This window comes from Mesorhizobium sp. M0030 (assembly GCF_040323695.1).
Classification (GTDB): domain Bacteria; phylum Pseudomonadota; class Alphaproteobacteria; order Rhizobiales; family Rhizobiaceae; genus Mesorhizobium.
This window is the reverse complement of the sequence record NZ_JAMYVE010000005.1, coordinates 219,774-235,343: the sequence shown is the minus strand read 5'-3', so window position 1 is coordinate 235,343 and position 15,570 is coordinate 219,774. Positions and strand designations below refer to the sequence as shown.

At 64.0% G+C, this 15,570-nt stretch carries 16 protein-coding genes and 1 pseudogene; 9 read left to right on the top strand and 8 right to left on the bottom strand.

Translation table 11 applies throughout. The annotated features are described in order from the left end of the window. Positions 1 to 3 precede the first annotated feature (3 nt). The gene (locus NKJ80_RS13185) at positions 4 to 1,479 is read left to right on the top strand and encodes a M81 family metallopeptidase (protein WP_352497694.1); all 1,476 of its coding nucleotides are present in this window, start codon (positions 4 to 6) and stop codon (positions 1,477 to 1,479) included. A gap of 160 nt (positions 1,480 to 1,639) precedes the next feature. Here the strand turns inward: NKJ80_RS13185 and NKJ80_RS13180 are convergent, their stop codons facing one another. The 6 genes from NKJ80_RS13180 to NKJ80_RS13155 all read right to left on the bottom strand — a co-directional run bounded on the left by NKJ80_RS13180 (position 1,640) and on the right by NKJ80_RS13155 (position 7,088). Further along, positions 1,640 to 3,694, bottom strand: a complete 2,055-nt coding sequence (locus NKJ80_RS13180; protein ID WP_352497693.1) for a M3 family metallopeptidase — start codon at positions 3,692 to 3,694, stop codon at positions 1,640 to 1,642. 88 nt (positions 3,695 to 3,782) lie between these two features. Beyond that, on the bottom strand, positions 3,783 to 4,196 hold the full coding sequence (locus NKJ80_RS13175) for a hypothetical protein (protein WP_023688839.1): 414 nt from the start codon (positions 4,194 to 4,196) through the stop codon (positions 3,783 to 3,785). A 67-nt stretch (positions 4,197 to 4,263) separates the two neighbouring features. Next, positions 4,264 to 4,908 carry a carbonic anhydrase gene (locus NKJ80_RS13170; RefSeq protein WP_023681438.1) on the bottom strand — a complete coding sequence of 215 codons (645 nt, stop codon included), beginning with the start codon at positions 4,906 to 4,908 and terminating at the stop codon, positions 4,264 to 4,266. A 149-nt stretch (positions 4,909 to 5,057) separates the two neighbouring features. Continuing rightward, positions 5,058 to 5,822, bottom strand: a complete 765-nt coding sequence (locus tag NKJ80_RS13165; protein WP_352497692.1) for a DUF429 domain-containing protein — start codon at positions 5,820 to 5,822, stop codon at positions 5,058 to 5,060. Beyond that, entirely contained in the window at positions 5,819 to 6,703 is an 885-nt protein-coding gene (gene pdxY / locus NKJ80_RS13160; RefSeq protein WP_023668615.1) for a pyridoxal kinase PdxY, read from the bottom strand. Before pdxY ends, NKJ80_RS13165 begins: the two co-directional genes overlap by 4 nt. Before the next feature lie 133 nt (positions 6,704 to 6,836). Then, the gene (locus NKJ80_RS13155) at positions 6,837 to 7,088 is read right to left on the bottom strand and encodes a hypothetical protein (protein ID WP_023818268.1); all 252 of its coding nucleotides are present in this window, start codon (positions 7,086 to 7,088) and stop codon (positions 6,837 to 6,839) included. A gap of 162 nt (positions 7,089 to 7,250) precedes the next feature. Between NKJ80_RS13155 and NKJ80_RS13150 the strand changes: the two genes are divergently transcribed. From NKJ80_RS13150 to ppa, 7 genes and pseudogenes are all read left to right on the top strand, one after another. After that, the gene (locus NKJ80_RS13150) at positions 7,251 to 7,883 is read left to right on the top strand and encodes a LemA family protein (RefSeq protein WP_023681434.1); all 633 of its coding nucleotides are present in this window, start codon (positions 7,251 to 7,253) and stop codon (positions 7,881 to 7,883) included. Positions 7,884 to 8,122: 239 nt separating this feature from the next. Then, complete coding sequence (locus NKJ80_RS13145) at positions 8,123 to 8,893, top strand: TPM domain-containing protein (protein WP_352497752.1); 771 nt, start codon at positions 8,123 to 8,125, stop codon at positions 8,891 to 8,893. 49 nt (positions 8,894 to 8,942) lie between these two features. Next, a pseudogene (locus tag NKJ80_RS13140) lies at positions 8,943 to 9,398 on the top strand (TPM domain-containing protein); the annotation flags it as partial. Positions 9,399 to 9,433: 35 nt separating this feature from the next. After that, complete coding sequence (locus NKJ80_RS13135) at positions 9,434 to 10,324, top strand: TPM domain-containing protein (protein WP_352497691.1); 891 nt, start codon at positions 9,434 to 9,436, stop codon at positions 10,322 to 10,324. A gap of 6 nt (positions 10,325 to 10,330) precedes the next feature. Then, positions 10,331 to 10,969: a TPM domain-containing protein gene (locus tag NKJ80_RS13130; protein WP_352497690.1), complete on the top strand. Its 639-nt coding sequence runs from the start codon at positions 10,331 to 10,333 to the stop codon at positions 10,967 to 10,969. A gap of 168 nt (positions 10,970 to 11,137) precedes the next feature. Then, positions 11,138 to 11,644 carry a GNAT family N-acetyltransferase gene (locus tag NKJ80_RS13125; protein ID WP_023668622.1) on the top strand — a complete coding sequence of 169 codons (507 nt, stop codon included), beginning with the start codon at positions 11,138 to 11,140 and terminating at the stop codon, positions 11,642 to 11,644. Positions 11,645 to 11,766: 122 nt separating this feature from the next. After that, positions 11,767 to 12,300, top strand: coding sequence for an inorganic diphosphatase (gene ppa / locus NKJ80_RS13120; protein ID WP_023668623.1), 534 nt, complete (start codon positions 11,767 to 11,769; stop codon positions 12,298 to 12,300). 228 nt (positions 12,301 to 12,528) lie between these two features. Here the strand turns inward: ppa and NKJ80_RS13115 are convergent, their stop codons facing one another. Then, on the bottom strand, positions 12,529 to 13,122 hold the full coding sequence (locus tag NKJ80_RS13115) for a hypothetical protein (protein WP_352497689.1): 594 nt from the start codon (positions 13,120 to 13,122) through the stop codon (positions 12,529 to 12,531). A 253-nt stretch (positions 13,123 to 13,375) separates the two neighbouring features. Next, positions 13,376 to 13,993 carry a TetR/AcrR family transcriptional regulator gene (locus NKJ80_RS13110; RefSeq protein ID WP_023698744.1) on the bottom strand — a complete coding sequence of 206 codons (618 nt, stop codon included), beginning with the start codon at positions 13,991 to 13,993 and terminating at the stop codon, positions 13,376 to 13,378. A 68-nt stretch (positions 13,994 to 14,061) separates the two neighbouring features. Here NKJ80_RS13110 and NKJ80_RS13105 point away from each other — a divergent pair, with 68 nt between their 5' ends. Next, positions 14,062 to 15,345 (top strand): MFS transporter, encoded by a 1,284-nt coding sequence (locus tag NKJ80_RS13105; protein ID WP_031244297.1) that lies wholly within the window; start codon positions 14,062 to 14,064, stop codon positions 15,343 to 15,345. The last annotated feature ends 225 nt before the right edge of the window (positions 15,346 to 15,570 follow it).

Genomic DNA, 15,570 nt, shown 5'->3' with positions numbered 1-15,570 from the left:
TTCATGCGCATCTTCACCGCCTCGCTGGCGACCGAAACCAACACCTTCTCGCCGGTGCCGACCGACCGGGCGTCGTTCGAGATGGCGTTCTATGCCGGGCCGGGCAAGCATCCAGACACGCCGACCTTGTGCTCCTCGCCGATGGTCGCGCTGCGCCGGCGTGCGACTGCCGAAGGGCTGACCGTCGTCGAAGGCACCGCCACCTGGGCGGAGCCGGGCGGGCTGGTGCAGCGGCAGACCTATGAGGCGTTGCGCGACGAGATTCTCGGCCAGTTGAAGGCAGCCTTGCCGGTCGACGCCGTCATCCTCGGCCTGCACGGCGCCATGGTGGCGCAAGGCTATGACGATTGCGAAGGCGATCTGCTGGAACGGGTTCGCGCAATCGTCGGGCCGGATGTGGTGGTCGCCGTGGAGCTCGATCCGCACAGCCACCTGACGCCGAAGCGCGTCGCGGCATGCAATGTCATGGCCTATTTCCTCGAATTCCCGCACACCGACTTCTATGAGCGCGGCGAACATGTCGTCGAGCTTGGACTGGCGGCTGCGCGCGGCGAGATCAAGCCGGTGATCTCGACCTTCGACTGCCGCATGATCCAAGTGCTGCCGACCAGCCGCGAGCCGATGCGCTCCTTCGTCGACCGCATCAAGGCGCTGCACGGCAAGGACGGCGTGCTGTCGGTCTCGGTCATCCACGGCTTCATGGCCGCGGACGTGCCCGAAATGGGCACGCGCATCCTGGTCGTGACCGACAATGACAAGGCCAAGGGCGATGCGCTGGCGGAGAGGCTCGGGCGCGAGCTTTACGCCATGCGCGAAAGGACGGCGATGACGATGCTGAACACCGAGGACGGCATCGCGCGGGCACTGGCCGTGCGCAAGGAAAACCCCGGCAGGCCGGTTGTGATTGCCGACATCTGGGACAATCCCGGCGGTGGCGTCGCCGGCGACGGTACCGTTGTGCTGCGCGCAATGTTGGAACGGGGCGTTGACAATTTTGGCGTGGCGACGATCTGGGACCCGAACGCTGTCACCTTCTGCCAGGCGGCAGGCGAAGGCGCCGTCATCGACCTGCGCTTCGGCGGCAAGGCCGGGCCGCTTGCCGGCGAACCGATCGACGCCAAGGTGCGGGTGCTAAAGGCGGTTCCTGAGGGCTGGCAGAGCTTCGGGCCAAGCCGGGTGACGCTCGGGCCGACGGCGCTGGTGCGCATCGAAGGCACCGAAATCGACATCATCCTCAACACCAACCGCACGCAGACCTTCGAGCCGGATATTTTCTCGAACATTGGCATCGATCCGTTGTCGAAGGACATATTGCTGATCAAGTCGACCAACCATTTCTACGCCGGCTTTGAACCGATCGCGGCGGAGATCATCTATGTCTCGGCGCCGAGTTCGTATCCGAGCAATCCGGCGGTGACGGATTACAAGAAGCTGACGCGGCCGGTGTGGCCACGGGTGGCGGATCCTTGGCGCTGGTGATCTCCCCGCTTGAGAGGGAGATGTCGCCAAAGGCGACAGAGGGGGTCCTCGCGCGTGAAGCGCCGACCTTCATCTGCCGCAGGAGGTCGAGCCCAGTCGGACCGACCCCCTCTGGCCGCTTTGCGGCCATCTCCCCCTCGAGGGGGGAGACAAGGCGGCGCTATAGCAATCCCCGCTTCACCATCATCGCTTCCGGCGAAGGCATCTTGCCGCGGAACGCCGTGTAAAGTTCCTCCGGATCCTTCGACCCGCCGGCGGCATAGATATTCTTCCGAAGCCGCTCCGCCAGCGCCGGGTTGAAGGGATCGCCAGTCTCCTCGAAGGCGGCGAAGGCGTCGGCGTCGAGCACTTCCGACCACATGTAGGAATAGTAGCCGGCTGAATAACCGTCGCCGGAGAAGATATGGCCGAAATGCGGGGTGCGATGACGCATGGCGATGGTGTCGGGCATATCAAGCTTTTCCAGCGTTTCGGCTTCGAAACGCAGCGGTTCCGCCGGCGCATCCGGCCGCGCGTGATACGCCATGTCGATCAGCGCCGACGCTGTGAACTCGACCGTGGCGAAACCTGCGCCGAACGTGCGGGCGGCCAGCATCTTGTCGAGCAGCGACTTCGGCATCGGCTTGCCGGTCTTGACATGCAGCGCATGCTTTTCCAGCACTGCGGGCACCGTCAGCCAGTGCTCGTAGAGCTGCGAAGGCAGTTCGACGAAATCGCGGGAAACCGAGGTGCCCGCCACCGACGGCCAGGTGACGTCGGTCAGCATGCCGTGCAAAGCATGGCCGAATTCGTGGAACAGGGTCTTGGCCTCATCGACCGACAGCAGCGCCGCTTCCCCCGCCGGCGGCTTGGCGAAGTTCATGATGTTGTAGATCACCGGCTTTGAGCCATCCCCAAGCTTGTAGCCAGACTTCAGCGCGCTCATCCAGGCGCCAGAACGCTTCGAGGATCGGGCGAAATAGTCGGCGAGGAACAGGCCGCGCTCGCTGCCATCGGCGTTCTTCACCACGAAGACGCGCGCGTCGGGATGCCAGGCGGCGATGCCCTTCTTCTCCTCGAAAGTGATGCCGAACAGTTTTGTGGCGACGTCGAAGCAGGCGTCGATGACCCGGTCGAGTTGCAGATAGGGTTTCAGTTCCGCCTCGTCGAAGTCGAATTTTTCGGCGCGCAATTTCTCCTGGTAGAAGCGCCAGTCCCAGGCGGCGAATTTTTCGTTGCTGCCTGCCTTGGTCGCCAGCCGCTCCAGCTCCTTCTGGTCGGCGGCGGCCTTCTCCAGCGCTTTCTCCCAGACCGGGTCGAGGAGGTCGTGCACCGCCTTCGGCGTCTTGGCCATGGTGTCGTCGAGCTTCAGCGCGGCGAACGAGGCATAGCCGAGCAGCCTGGCCTTTTCGGCGCGCAATTTCAGCATGTCGCGCACCACTGAGGTGTTGTCGCTGGCGCCGCCATTCTGGCCGCGCATGGTGAAGGCGCGGAAAGCGGTCTCGCGCAGATCGCGGCGTTCAGAAAAGGTCGTGAACGGCTCATAGATTGAGCGCGACAAAGTGACGGCGTAGCGGCCCTTCTGGCCGCGCGTCTCGGCGGCTTCGGCCATCGAACTCTTCACGAAGTCCGGAAGGCCGGCAAGATCAGCCTCGTCGAGGAACAGCGCCCAGTCGCGCTCGTCGGCCAGCACGTTCTGGCCGAAAGTGGTGCCGAGCGAGGACAGCTCCTCGCTGATGTTGGCCAGCCGCTTCTTGCCGTCGGCGTCGAGTTTTGCGCCCGATCGCACAAAGCCTTTCCAGGTCTTCTCCAGCACCCGCAGCGTCTCGACGTCGAGTTTTAGCGTCTCCCGGCGCTGGTAGAGGTCGTCGATGCGGGCAAACAGTTTCTCGTTCATCGAGATCGCCGAGAAATGCCGCGACATCTTCGGCGAGATATCGCGTTCCAGCGCCTGGATCGCATCGTTGGTGTGGGCGCCGGCCCGGCACCAGAAGATCGACGAGACATGGTCGAGCGGCTCACCGGCGAGCTCGAGGGCTGCCAGCGTATTCTCGATGGTGGGCGCATCCTTGTTGCCGGCGATCGCATCGATTTCGGCCTCATGAGCCTTCAGCGCCGCGTCGAACACCGAGGAGAAATCGCCGTCGCCGATGCTGGCAAAATCCGGCAGGCCGAGCGGCCCTTGCCATTTGGTCAGCGGATGGGCGGCGATATCGACGGTTTTCGTGGACGGCATGGGGGATCTTTCGATGATTGGCGGAGCTTGCTGACCGATGTAGGGCGATGACTGGCGCGGCGCAACAGCGCGGCCGTTCAAGCCCGCGTCAGAAGCCGTCGCAATTTTCCGCGATCGCCGCTTGCGAACTGGCGGTGATGCGGTTGCCGGTGACGGCGAACGTTTCCTGCATCAGCATGTCATTGTTGGGGAAATCATAGCAGGCGATGACAGTGGTGACGCCGGCCTCGCTCTTTTCGACGCGATGCCGGATTGCGGCGCCGGCGACCGCGCCCTTCCATTCGTCGATCGACGCGATGAACTCCTGCTTCGACTGTACGACGCCGAGATCGTCGAGCTTGATGCGGACATCGTCGGCGAGCAGGTCCGACAATTCGGTGCGATCGGCGACCAGCAGCGCCGAATACCAGCGGTCGATAATGGCGCCGTCATCGGAGCGGGCAGGGACGAGCGAAATCAGCAGCGCCGCTACGGCGAAAGCGATCGCAGGCCAAACCCGCATTCTTGCCTCCTCTTATTTGACCATGCCCTTATCCGAAAACCGGTTCCCACTTTTCGGGATCATGGGTCTACGTCAAATCCGGCCGCTCGAAGTCGCCGGTGTCCTTGTTCATCACCCAGAGCTCGCCGGTCGAGATGTCGAACCAGGCGCCATGCAGCGACAGCCGCCCCTTGCCTTCGAGGATGGAGACGCAAGGGAAGGTCCTGAGATTGGCGATCGAATAGCGGATGGAAATCCGCTCCAGCGCCGTCTGCCGTTCGGTTGCCGTCATGAACGTGCTGGACGAAACGGTTTCGGCCGCCGGCGCGATCAGGCTCATCCATTTGCCGATGAAGTCGCCGGGCGACAGCGGCGCCGAATTGGTGTCGAGCGCGGCGCGGATGCCGCCGCAGCGGCCATGGCCCATCACCACGATGTTTTTCACCTTCAGGCTCTGCACGGCGAATTCGAGCGCGGCCGAGGTCGAGTGGAACTCGCCGTCCGGTGCATAGGGCGGCACCAGATTGCCGACATTGCGCAGGACGAACAGTTCGCCCGGACCGGCGTCGAAGATCGCCTCGGGGGCAGAGCGGGAATCGCAGCAGGCAACGATCATGGTTTCGGGCGCCTGCCCCTCGCGGGCGAGCTCGCGATAGCGTCCGCTCTCGGTGAGATAGCGGCCATTCATGAAGTTGCGGTAGCCGGTCCAAAGATGTTCGGGGAGATGGGGCATGGGCTAGGGATGAAGCCTTTCGGGGTTAGCGACGGCAGCTCATTTCAAGTTAGAAAGGCTCTAACGGCAAATGCCCGTCGCGGGCAATGCCGAATTGCGGATGGCTTCGTCGCAAATCGCCATGCCGCACGCATGGCTCGCCGCTTGCCTCACGCCCAGATCGCCAGGGGAATGCCCAAACGGTCGGCAAGCGGCGGGTCGGGAAACGGCTTTGCCTCGCCGCCGGCAATGCGTCCGGCAATCAGCATCATCGCTGCGGCGTCGAGGAAATCGTCGGCGGCAGCACCGCGTTGCGGCGGCTGGTCAAGGAAAGCTCTGGTATATCCGTGCCGGCAGAGCAGTGCCTTGCGCTCTTCCATCCCGGCACGATTGACTGCGCCCTTGATCTTCTTCGGCAGCGTCATGGGTTTTTCGCCGTTCAGCCGGCAGAAGGCCACTTCGGGGTGCGATTCGAAGACGCGGCGGCGCAGTTGCGGACGTGCGATCAGCAGCGCGTCGATCTCGCGGATCTTGGCAAAGATGCCGAAGGCCTGGATCGAGACGCCGCGTGGCGGATCGGAGGTCGCCTTGGCCACCTCGCTGGCGCGCCGATGCGCCTCATACCAGGCCTCGACCGTGGTGAAGTCGCTGATGTCGGCGTAGAGGGTCGCGCGGGACGGGATAGAGAAGACGCTGGATTGCCGTGCTCCGAGCATTGGCCGTACCAAGGTCTCCGGCCCGCGCCCGCCTCTTTGCGAGACGTCCGGCAGGCCGATCGGCATGTCGACGGCCACTGTCGCATCGGCGGGCAAGGCGTCGAGCAGGGCCGCAAAGCTGGGAAAGACGCGGACTGACGGCGCGGCATTCAGATCCCGGCGGACGGCGATCCAGCCGGCCTTGCAGCCGTCTACGCCGACGACCACGGTCGAGGTCACGCCCGGCGGTCCCGCCCCGGATGCGTGAGGTGGCGCAGCTGCACCATCGCCATCGGATGCGACAGGCTCTGGGCATCGGTTTCAAGCTGCAACTCGTCGCCGCCACGCTTGGCGGTTCGCGCCAGGATTTCGTAGACGGCGGCGGTGGTCGATTGCAGCGCCTTGATCGGCGGCTGCCCCGACAGGATGCGGGCGAGGTAGACGGCCGCAGTCAGGTCGCCGAGGCCATTCGGCGGCTTGTCGATGAGGCGGTGTTCGGCCAGCAGCGCCTGGGTGCCGTCAAGCAGCAGATTGCCGGTGCCGCCGGTCATCATCGACTGTGCCGACGTCACCAGCATTGTTGACGGTCCGGCATGGAGGGCGGCCGAGATCACCGATTTCAGATCGGGCAAAGGCGCGCCGGCCATCCACTCCAGCTCATAGCGGTTGGGGGTGGCGATGTCGGCGATCGGCATCAGCCGGTCGCGCATCGCGGCGGCCGTCGGCTCGGGCACATAGAGCCCGCCGGAATCGCCCATCACCGGATCGCATATATAGATCGCGTCCGGCGTCTTGGCCTTGACCGCCGCAACCAGCGAGGCGACGGCCTCGGCCTGGCCGGCCTCGCCGAGATAGCCCGACAGCACCGCGCCCACCTCGCCCAGCCAGGGCGCGCGCTCGAGATCGGCCATCAGCGCCTTGAACTGGTCGAGCGGCGGCACGATGCGCGTGGCGCGGCCATGGCCCGGATGCCAGGGCAGGATGACCGTCGGTACCGCCCACACCGGAAAGCCCAGCGTCTCCAGCGCAAACACGGCGGCGCGGTTACCGACCGAGCCGCGGGCGACATGGCTGGAAATGACGATGACCGCGCGCGGCGCGTCGGCTTTTTCGCTGTTCATGGAAAATCCTAGATACGGATAATTTTTCGTTGAATCGTCATCCTGATCTATCTCTTTGGTTGGAGCATGATCTCCGGACAAAACGGTTCCCGTTTGTCCGAGAAAACCGGTTCCCACTTTTCAGGATCATGCTCTAGCTGCCCCGGGAGACGTAGTACACGAGCCAGATCAAAAGGCCGAGGGCGACGATGAGCCCAAGTGCGCGACCGATGCGGGTGCCCCAGACCTCGATCGGATCGGATCGGTCGGCCTCGGCTGCGGTAACATGATCGCGCGCGCCTTTCGCTGCCCGTGACACCAGCGATGCGCCGCCAACGCCGCCCTCGTTCGCCACGCGCTCGATAATGCGGCGCGATTCGCTGTCATCGTCGCGGCCTTCCGCCATGATCCTGTCCTGTTTGCCGGCAACCATACCGTGTTCGCGCGATCAATCACAGGCCTCGCCGGCGCATGAATGCGCGCCAGGAATGCGCGCCAGCGGCAGACATTTTCTTGAGCGCGGATTGTGCTAATGCTTCGCATGCAACTTCTGTCGAGGGACCTCACCATGTTTGCCCAGCGCCTTGCCTTCCCTTTCCGCAGTCTGCCGGCCGTGCTGATGATGGCCGTCGTGCTGCCTCTGCTCGCCGGCTGCGGCTTCAACACCATCCCGACGGCGGAGGAAAACGCCAAGGCGGCATGGAGCGAGGTGCTGAACCAGTATCAGCGTCGGTCCGACCTCATTCCCAATTTGGTCGAGACGGTGAAGGGCTATGCCTCGCATGAAAAGGACACGCTCGATGCGGTGGTCGAGGCGCGCGCCAAGGCAACGCAGATCACGGTGACGCCGGAAACGCTGAAGGACCCCGAAGCGCTCAAGAAGTTCCAGGATGCGCAATCAGGGCTGACCAGCGCGCTGTCGCGGCTGATCGCGGTGTCGGAGGCCTATCCCGACCTCAAGGCCAACCAGAATTTCCTGGCGCTGCAGGCGCAGCTCGAAGGCACCGAGAACCGTATCGCCGTGGCGCGGCGCGACTACATCCTGGCGGTCAAGGATTACAATCTGACGCTGAGGACCTTTCCGTCCGTGCTATGGGCAACCTTCTGGTTCCGCAGCAACGAGCCCTTCGCCAACTTCACCGTCGAAGAAGACAAGATGCAGCCGCCGAAGGTCGATTTCGGCACGAAGCAGGGCGGATGATGACGCCTGGGTGAGCTTGGCCTTTGCCAGCCTTGCGTTCCTTCACACCCCCCTCTGTCCTGCCGGACATCTCCCCCTCAAGGGGGGAGATCAGCTGTCTTCTGTCCTTGCGCCAATTATCAGCGTTGCCGGCTGAGCGTCGGCAGCGAGATTGCCAATCTCCCCCCTCGAGGGGGAGATGTCCGGCAGGACAGAGGGGGACGCGAAGGAACGCCAACCTTGGTGTTCTTCTCGCCTTTCTGGCCGTCTTCCTGCCCCTCACCGCCTTCGCCGCCGACCTCCCCGCGCTGACCGGCCGCGTCGTCGACAATGCCGGGATCATCGATGCAGGCACCAAAGCCGCGCTCACCCAGAAACTCGCCGACTTCGAGACAAAAGGCTCCGACCAGATCGTCGTCGCAACCATCCCCAGCCTCGACGGCGAGGAGATTGAGCCTTACGCCAACCGGCTGTTCCGCTTCTGGAAGCTCGGCCAGGCCAAGGAAAACAACGGCGTGCTGCTGCTGGTGGCGCCGAACGACCGCAAGATGCGCATCGAGGTCGGCTATGGGCTGGAAGGCACGCTGACTGATTTGCACACCAAGCTGATCATCGAAAACGACATGGTGCCGGCGTTCCGCGCCGGCGATTTCTCCGGGGGCATTTCCAAGGCCGTCGACGACATGGTGATGGTGCTGGAAGGCAATCCGGAGGAATTGGAGGCGCGCGGCGAGCGCAACCAGAAGCCGCCCATCAATACCGACAATCTGTTCTTCGGCGTCTTCATCAGCATCTGGGCAATCATGTTCTTCGGCAGCATGGCCGCCTCCATCCTGCCGCCGATCTTCGGCCAAAAACTCGGTCCCGGCCGCTATCGCTGGCTCGGCATGACATTCGAGCCGCACAAGCGGTCATCCAGCGGCGGCTGGTCTTCGGGCGGGGGCGGCTGGTCGTCGGGTTCAAGCGGTGGTGGCGGCTTTTCCGGCGGCGGCGGTTCGTCCGGCGGCGGCGGCTCCTCGGGAAGCTGGTGAAGAGATGACCACACGCATCGCCAATCCCTGGCATGGCCGCTTCGCCACGATGACCGGCGCTGCCTTGCTGGTCTTGCTCGTCAGCGTCGCGGCGCTGGCAGCGGAGCTGCCCGCCCTCGCGGGACGCGTGGTAGACAATGCCGACATCATCGATGCCGCGACCGAGGCGGCGCTCACCCAAAGACTGGCCGATTTCGAGACCAAAGGCTCCGACCAGATCGTCGTCGCGACGGTTCCCAGCCTCGACGGCGAGGAGATCGAGCCTTACGCCACCCGGCTGTTCAACGCTTGGAAGCTCGGCCAGAAGGCCAAGAACAATGGCGTGCTTCTGCTGGTGGCCGTGAACGACCGCAAGATGCGCATCGAGGTCGGCTACGGGCTGGAAGCCACGCTCACCAACCAGCACGCCACACGGATCATTGAAGGCATGGTGCCGGCCTTCCGCGCCGGGGATTTCTCCGGCGGTATTTCCAAAGCGGTCGACGACATGATCATGGTGATTGAGGACAGTCATGGTGGTTGAGGGGAACTGGTGACGGCATGACAGTACGCGTCTTCAATCCGCCAAGACCTGGCCGCGCAGCCGCGACGATCGGCATCGCGCTGTTGACGATGCTCACCATGCTGTTTGTAGCTTTGGCGGCAGACCTGCCGGCACTCACCGGGCGGGTGGTCGACAATGCCGGTATTATCGACGCCGCGACCAAGGCGGCACTGACGCAGAAGCTCACGGATTTCGAGACCAAAGGCTCCGACCAGATCGTCGTCGCCACGATCAACAGCCTCGACGGCGAGGAGATCGAACCCTACGCCAACCGGCTGTTCCGCTTTTGGAAACTCGGCCAGGCCGGCGAAAACAACGGCGTGCTTCTGCTGGTGGCCAAGAACGACCACAAGATGCGCATCGAGGTCGGCTACGGGCTGGAAGGCACGCTGACCGACCTGCACACCAAACTGATCATCGAAAACGACATGGTGCCGGCGTTCCGCGCCGGTGATTTCTCCGGCGGCATTTCCAAGGCCGTCGACGACATGGTCATGGTGCTGGAAGGCAACCCGGAAGAGCTGGAGGCGCGCGGCAAGCGCAACCCGGCCGACCGCAGCACGCCCATCGATCCCGTCGTCGCGGTCTTCCTGATCCTGTGGGCGGCGATGTTCTTCGGCGGCCTGGCGATGGCCTTCCTGCCGCCGATCTTCGGCACCAAGCTGTCGCCGGGCGTGTATAAATGGCTGGGCATGACCTTTCGCTACGGCCAGGGGCCGAGCGGATCGTCCTCGGGCTCCAGCAGCTGGACAACAAGTTCGTCGTCGGGCAGCGGATGGTCATCGGGAAGTTCGGGCAGCAGCTGGTCTTCGGGCTCAAGCAGCGGCGGCGGGTTTTCAGGCGGCGGCGGTTCGTCTGGCGGTGGCGGGTCTTCAGGGAGCTGGTGAGAGAAGATGGCAACACGACCGATCAGCCCACAGGACCATGAGCGCATCGCCACCGCGATCCGCGCGGCCGAGGCCAAAACCGACGGCGAGATCTACTGCGTCGTTGCGCATGCCAGCGACGGCTATTTCTTTCCCGCCGCCTTCATGGCGACATCAGGCATGCTGATTGCCAGCCTCGCCGTCGCCTATGGGCTGGAAGCCTGGTGGCTGTCGATCCGGCTGCCGCATTTCGTCATTGTCCAACTGTCGGCACTGGCCTCGGCGCTGGTGCTTTTGTGGGCGCTGCCCGGCTTGCGCATCCATCTGGTGCCGCGCCGGCAGCGTTACCAGGCGGCACATGACAATGCGCTCAGGCAGTTCCTCGCCCGCAACGTCCACCGCACCACGGCGCGCACCGGCGTGTTGGTCTTCGTGTCGATCGCCGAGCGTTATGCCGAAGTGGTCGCCGATTCGGGCATCGACAGCAAGGTCGGCCAGCATGTCTGGGACGGCGTGGTGCGCGATCTCCTGCAGCATGCCGGCGACGACCAACTCGCCGGCGGCTTCGTCAAGGCGGTCGGCCAGGTCGGCGCGGTGCTGGCCGAGCATTTCCCGGTGACGTCGGGCGACGCCAATGAGCTGGACGATCATCTCGTCGAGATCTGAAGAGCCTGCACGCGCTACCCGGACGGACGCCTGACCGCGCCGGCTGGGTGCGTTTTCCAGGCAGGCTTTGCCCATTGTCAGCAGTGTCGCGATCGGCTGTGAGAAAGCGGTCGGCGGGCTGACCTCGACTCTTGCAAATGGCCGATGCGGGTTTATGGTTAACAAATCATGAATACGCTGAGCATCGACATCAGGAAAGCCGAACCGCGCGACGCTGGCGCCATTGCGGACGTGCACCAGCAGGCTTGGGAGGGCGCCTATTCCGGCATCATCCCGCATCGCTCGCTGACCTCGATGATCAACCGCCGCGGCGCCGACTGGTGGGCCAACGCCATCCGCCGCGCCGCCACCGTTCTGGTGGTCGAGATCGGCGGCACCATCGCCGGCTATGCCACGATCGGCAAGAACCGCGCCCGCGAGCTGAAGCAACAGGGCGAAATCTACGAACTTTACCTGCGTCCGGAATATCAGGGCATCGGGCTCGGCAGCCGGCTGTTCAAGGCGGCGCGGGCGCGGCTTGCCGACCACGGGCTGAAGGGAATGGTGGTGTGGGCGCTGGAAGACAACCAGAACGCACTTTCCTTCTATGCCGGCGCGGGTGGCCGTGACGTCGCCGAAGGCGTCGAGATTTTCGAGCAGAGGGCGCTCAAGAAGGTCGCCTTCGTCTGGGAATGACCGGCCTCGGTTACAAATCATCATAAACCGTGCGCTTCCGTTAGCGCTTCGCACCAATCGCCGCATTGCACCATGCCGCGCCGCCCGCTATCGATCTTGGAGATCGAGAGAGGGATTTAAGCATGCGTATCGAAGCCATTGCCATCGGAAAGAACCCGCCCGAGGACATCAACGTCATCATCGAGGTGCCGATCGGTGGCGAGCCGATCAAGTACGAGATGGACAAGGAGGCCGGCACGCTGTTCGTCGACCGTTTCCTGCATACGTCGATGCGCTACCCCGGCAATTACGGTTTCGTGCCGCACACGCTGTCGGGCGACGGCGACCCGATCGACGTGCTGGTCTGCAACACGCGCGCGCTGGTGCCGGGCTGCGTCATCAATGTGCGACCGATCGGCGTGCTGGTGATGGAAGACAATGCCGGCCAGGACGAGAAGGTCATTGCCGTGCCGTCGCCGAAGCTGACGCTGCGCTACGAAAACGTCACCGAATACACGCAGCTGCCCGAGATCACCCGCGACCAGGTCCAGCACTTCTTCGAGCACTACAAGGATCTCGAGCCCGGCAAATGGGTCAAGATCGAAGGCTGGCACGATTCCAAATACGCCAAGAAGATGATCGTCGACGCGATCGCACGGGCGAAGGCGGCAAAGTAGCGCCGAGAGAGGCCTGCGTCTCGTTCAAGTAAGCGGCAAACGCCAGCGCGAGGCACCCCCCTCTGGCCTGCCGGCCATCTCCCCCTCAAGGGGGGAGATCGGATGTCGCAACGGCTTTCGTCAATTTTCAGCGCCGAAAGAAAAAGCGCCGCCAGCGAAGCTGCCAATCTCCCCCCTTGAGGGGGAGATGCCCGGCAGGGCAGAGGGGGGTGCCTTGCACCCACGTGGCTAGTTATCCACCCGACCAAACGCCGGCACGTTGCCGATGACGGCGTGCTTGTCCCTGCCACAGGCGAAACTCTTCGCCTCGTCCGCCAGCTTGCGCGCCTGGTCATTGGCCTGCGGGTTGCCGGTGGCCAGCACGAGGCCGATGGTGCAGCCGTCGCGGGCTTCCATCTGGGCGACCTTGGCGACGAGCAGCACTTCGGTCGGCTTGTTCTCATCCTCGGGATTGCTGATCGAGCGGCGGTGGATCACCGCGAACGGAACGGCAACGTCGCCCTTGGTCTCGATGCGCCATTCGACCTTGGCGCCTGACGAGTTGAAGCCGGAAAAGCTCTCCCAGACCGAGGTCATCTCGCCGCCGGGCGGAAACCCGTAGAATAGCGATTCACGCGCATCGTCATAGGCGATCAGCACGGGATAGCCGCGATAGCCGGAGCAGGCGAGTTCGGCCCAGTCGCCGTCACCTTCCTCGGCCTGCGCATAGGTGACGCAATCCTTTTGCGAGTCGAGGTCGGTGTAGACGCTGGATATTCCGTCGGCATGGGCGGTTTGGGATAGGGCGGCGAGGGCGAATGGAACAAGCAGCAGGGTTCGCATGCGGACGTCTCCCGTGAAGTTCGCCCCAGCCTATCGCCAAATCTGCGGCCGGCCTAGCGTGCCAATCTCAACGTTGGCGCCGCCCAAATCGCCCTGCCGGGCAATTCTCCCCCTGAACGGGAGAAGTGGCCGGCTGCGCCGCTGGCGACAACCTTGCAACGCTGGCAATTGGCGAAATCGTGATGAGAGCGTTCCTCGCCCCATTTCCGGGAAAGGATGCCGGCAGGTGAGGGGCGGCGCCACGTTCGAAATGTTATTTCTTCAAGCTCGCCTCGATCAGCAGGTCGGCGTTGCGGGCGACCGCTGCCGCCGGGCCTCCGAGGCCGAAGAGCTGGCCGCTGATATAGGCGCCTTCGATCAACAGCAGCAGGCCGTCCCCGAGCGTGTCAGGGTCTTTAGCGCCCATCGCTGCGGCCATGGCGCGCAGGCGGTGGCGCAGCTCCTGCTTGTTGGCCTCGCTGACGACACGCGCCGGATGGCCATGTTCGGGATATTCCACCGCCGCGTTGGTCATGCCGCAGCCGCGATAGTCCGGCCTTTGCGTGCGCTTGCCGACGCGAGTCAGGAAAGCCCTGAGCTGTGCCCGCGGGTCGCCGGGATGGGCAGCCACGGCTTCGTCGAAACGCTCCCAATACTCACGGTCATATTGCCTGAGATAGGAAGCGGCGAGCTCGTCCTTGGAGGGAAAGCTGCGGTAGAGGCTGGGCTTGGTGACGCCGGCGCGCTTGACGATCTCGTCGACGCCGATCGCCCGGATGCCGCGGCGGTAGAACAGGTCGTACGCCACGTCGAGGATTTTCTTGGCAGCCTTGGGCGGTGCGGCTGCATGACCGTCTTTGATGGTCAGTTCAATATTTTTGTCCGTTGGCATGGTATGACTCGATTGACGTGTTACCGATCGGTACGTATACATGTCCTCACCCCGTACCGGTCAGTAACATGATAGCTCAATCCCGTCCCTTTGGCCAGCGCTACGCTTTCGTCGTGGTTGGCGTCATCTTCCTCTGCTTGTTGATCGCGGCCGGGCTTCGTTCCGCACCCTCGGTGATGATGCTGCCGTTGGATAAAAGCTTCGGCTGGGGGCGCGATACGGTTTCGATTGCCGCCGCGATCGGCATCTTCCTTTACGGCCTGACCGGGCCGTTTGCCGCCGCATTGATGGAGCGTATCGGCTTGCGCCGCACGCTGCTTGCCTCGCTTGTGATCATGTCGGGCTCGACCGCGCTCAGCCTGCTGATGACCGAGCCATGGCATCTGTTCCTCACCTGGGGCGTGTTTTCAGGTGTCGGCTCCGGCGCGGTCGCCACCGTGCTCGGCGCCACCATCGTCAACCGCTGGTTCAAGACCAATCGCGGCTTGGTGATGGGGCTGATGTCGGCCTCCAGCGCCACCGGCCTCTTGGTGTTCCTGCCGCTGCTGGCATCGCTCGCCCAGTCGGGCGGCTGGCAGCCCGTCGCTACCGCCGTCTCGATCGCCACCGCCTGTCTTCTGCCGCTGGTCTGGCTGTTGGTTCCGGAGCGTCCCGCTTCGATCGGCATGGTGCGCTATGGCGCCGGGACCGATGACGTGCCGCCGGTATCGCCGGCATCGCAAGGCAATTTCCTGGCGCATACGCTGAACACGCTGCGCCGCGCTGCCGGCACCCGCGTCTTCTGGTATCTGTTCGCCACCTTCTTCATCTGCGGCTTCACCACCAACGGGCTGGTCGGCACGCATCTGATCTCCTTCTGCGGCGATATGGGCATCCCCGAGGTGCAGGCCGCGGGCCTGTTGTCGCTGATGGGCATTTTCGACCTGATCGGCACGACTTTGTCGGGTTGGCTCACCGACCGTTTCGACCCGCGCAAGCTGCTCGGCGTCTACTACGGCATTCGCGGTCTGGCGCTGATCTATCTGCCCTATTCCGGCTTCTCGGCGACCAGCCTGATCATCTTCGCCGTGCTCTACGGTCTGGACTGGATCGCCACCGTGCCGCCGACGCTCAGGCTCGCCAACGAGGCCTTCGGCGACCGCAGCGGCCCGATCGTGTTCGGCTGGATCGTAGCCGGCCACCAGGTCGGCGCCGCCACCGCCGCTGCCTTCGGCGGCACCATGCGCGAATTGCAGGGCAATTACGAACTGGCCTTCCTGATCGCCGGCATGACGGCGATCGTGGCTGCGTGTCTGTCGCTGCTGATCAATACGAGCAGGCCGGCTTTCGATCCGGAGCCGCAAGCGGCGTAAGGCGCGGTACTAATCTCCCCCCTGAGGGGGGAGATGGCCGCGAAGCGGCCAGAGGGGGTCCGTGCGACCGGACTCAGCCTCTTGCGCAGAGGTCGGCGCTCCAAGCGAGGCGACCCCCTTCTGTCGCCTTCGGCGACATCTCCCCCCTCAAGGGCGGAGATCACCTGTCGATTGTTATCAAAGTTTCATCTTCCCGAGATGTGGCTGAAGCATTGAAGCTGGAGC

What these genes read in the sequence shown, in the direction of transcription:
- NKJ80_RS13185 (WP_352497694.1), top strand. Translation starts at nt 4, where the DNA reads ATGCGCATCTTCACCGCCTCGCTGGCGACCGAAACCAACACCTTCTCG.
- NKJ80_RS13180 (WP_352497693.1), bottom strand. Translation starts at nt 3,694, where the DNA reads ATGCCGTCCACGAAAACCGTCGATATCGCCGCCCATCCGCTGACCAAA.
- NKJ80_RS13175 (WP_023688839.1), bottom strand. Translation starts at nt 4,196, where the DNA reads ATGCGGGTTTGGCCTGCGATCGCTTTCGCCGTAGCGGCGCTGCTGATT.
- NKJ80_RS13170 (WP_023681438.1), bottom strand. Translation starts at nt 4,908, where the DNA reads ATGCCCCATCTCCCCGAACATCTTTGGACCGGCTACCGCAACTTCATG.
- pdxY (WP_023668615.1), bottom strand. Translation starts at nt 6,703, where the DNA reads ATGAACAGCGAAAAAGCCGACGCGCCGCGCGCGGTCATCGTCATTTCC.
- NKJ80_RS13155 (WP_023818268.1), bottom strand. Translation starts at nt 7,088, where the DNA reads ATGGCGGAAGGCCGCGACGATGACAGCGAATCGCGCCGCATTATCGAG.
- NKJ80_RS13150 (WP_023681434.1), top strand. Translation starts at nt 7,251, where the DNA reads ATGTTTGCCCAGCGCCTTGCCTTCCCTTTCCGCAGTCTGCCGGCCGTG.
- NKJ80_RS13135 (WP_352497691.1), top strand. Translation starts at nt 9,434, where the DNA reads ATGACAGTACGCGTCTTCAATCCGCCAAGACCTGGCCGCGCAGCCGCG.
- NKJ80_RS13130 (WP_352497690.1), top strand. Translation starts at nt 10,331, where the DNA reads ATGGCAACACGACCGATCAGCCCACAGGACCATGAGCGCATCGCCACC.
- NKJ80_RS13125 (WP_023668622.1), top strand. Translation starts at nt 11,138, where the DNA reads ATGAATACGCTGAGCATCGACATCAGGAAAGCCGAACCGCGCGACGCT.
- ppa (WP_023668623.1), top strand. Translation starts at nt 11,767, where the DNA reads ATGCGTATCGAAGCCATTGCCATCGGAAAGAACCCGCCCGAGGACATC.
- NKJ80_RS13115 (WP_352497689.1), bottom strand. Translation starts at nt 13,122, where the DNA reads ATGCGAACCCTGCTGCTTGTTCCATTCGCCCTCGCCGCCCTATCCCAA.
- NKJ80_RS13110 (WP_023698744.1), bottom strand. Translation starts at nt 13,993, where the DNA reads ATGCCAACGGACAAAAATATTGAACTGACCATCAAAGACGGTCATGCA.
- NKJ80_RS13105 (WP_031244297.1), top strand. Translation starts at nt 14,062, where the DNA reads ATGATAGCTCAATCCCGTCCCTTTGGCCAGCGCTACGCTTTCGTCGTG.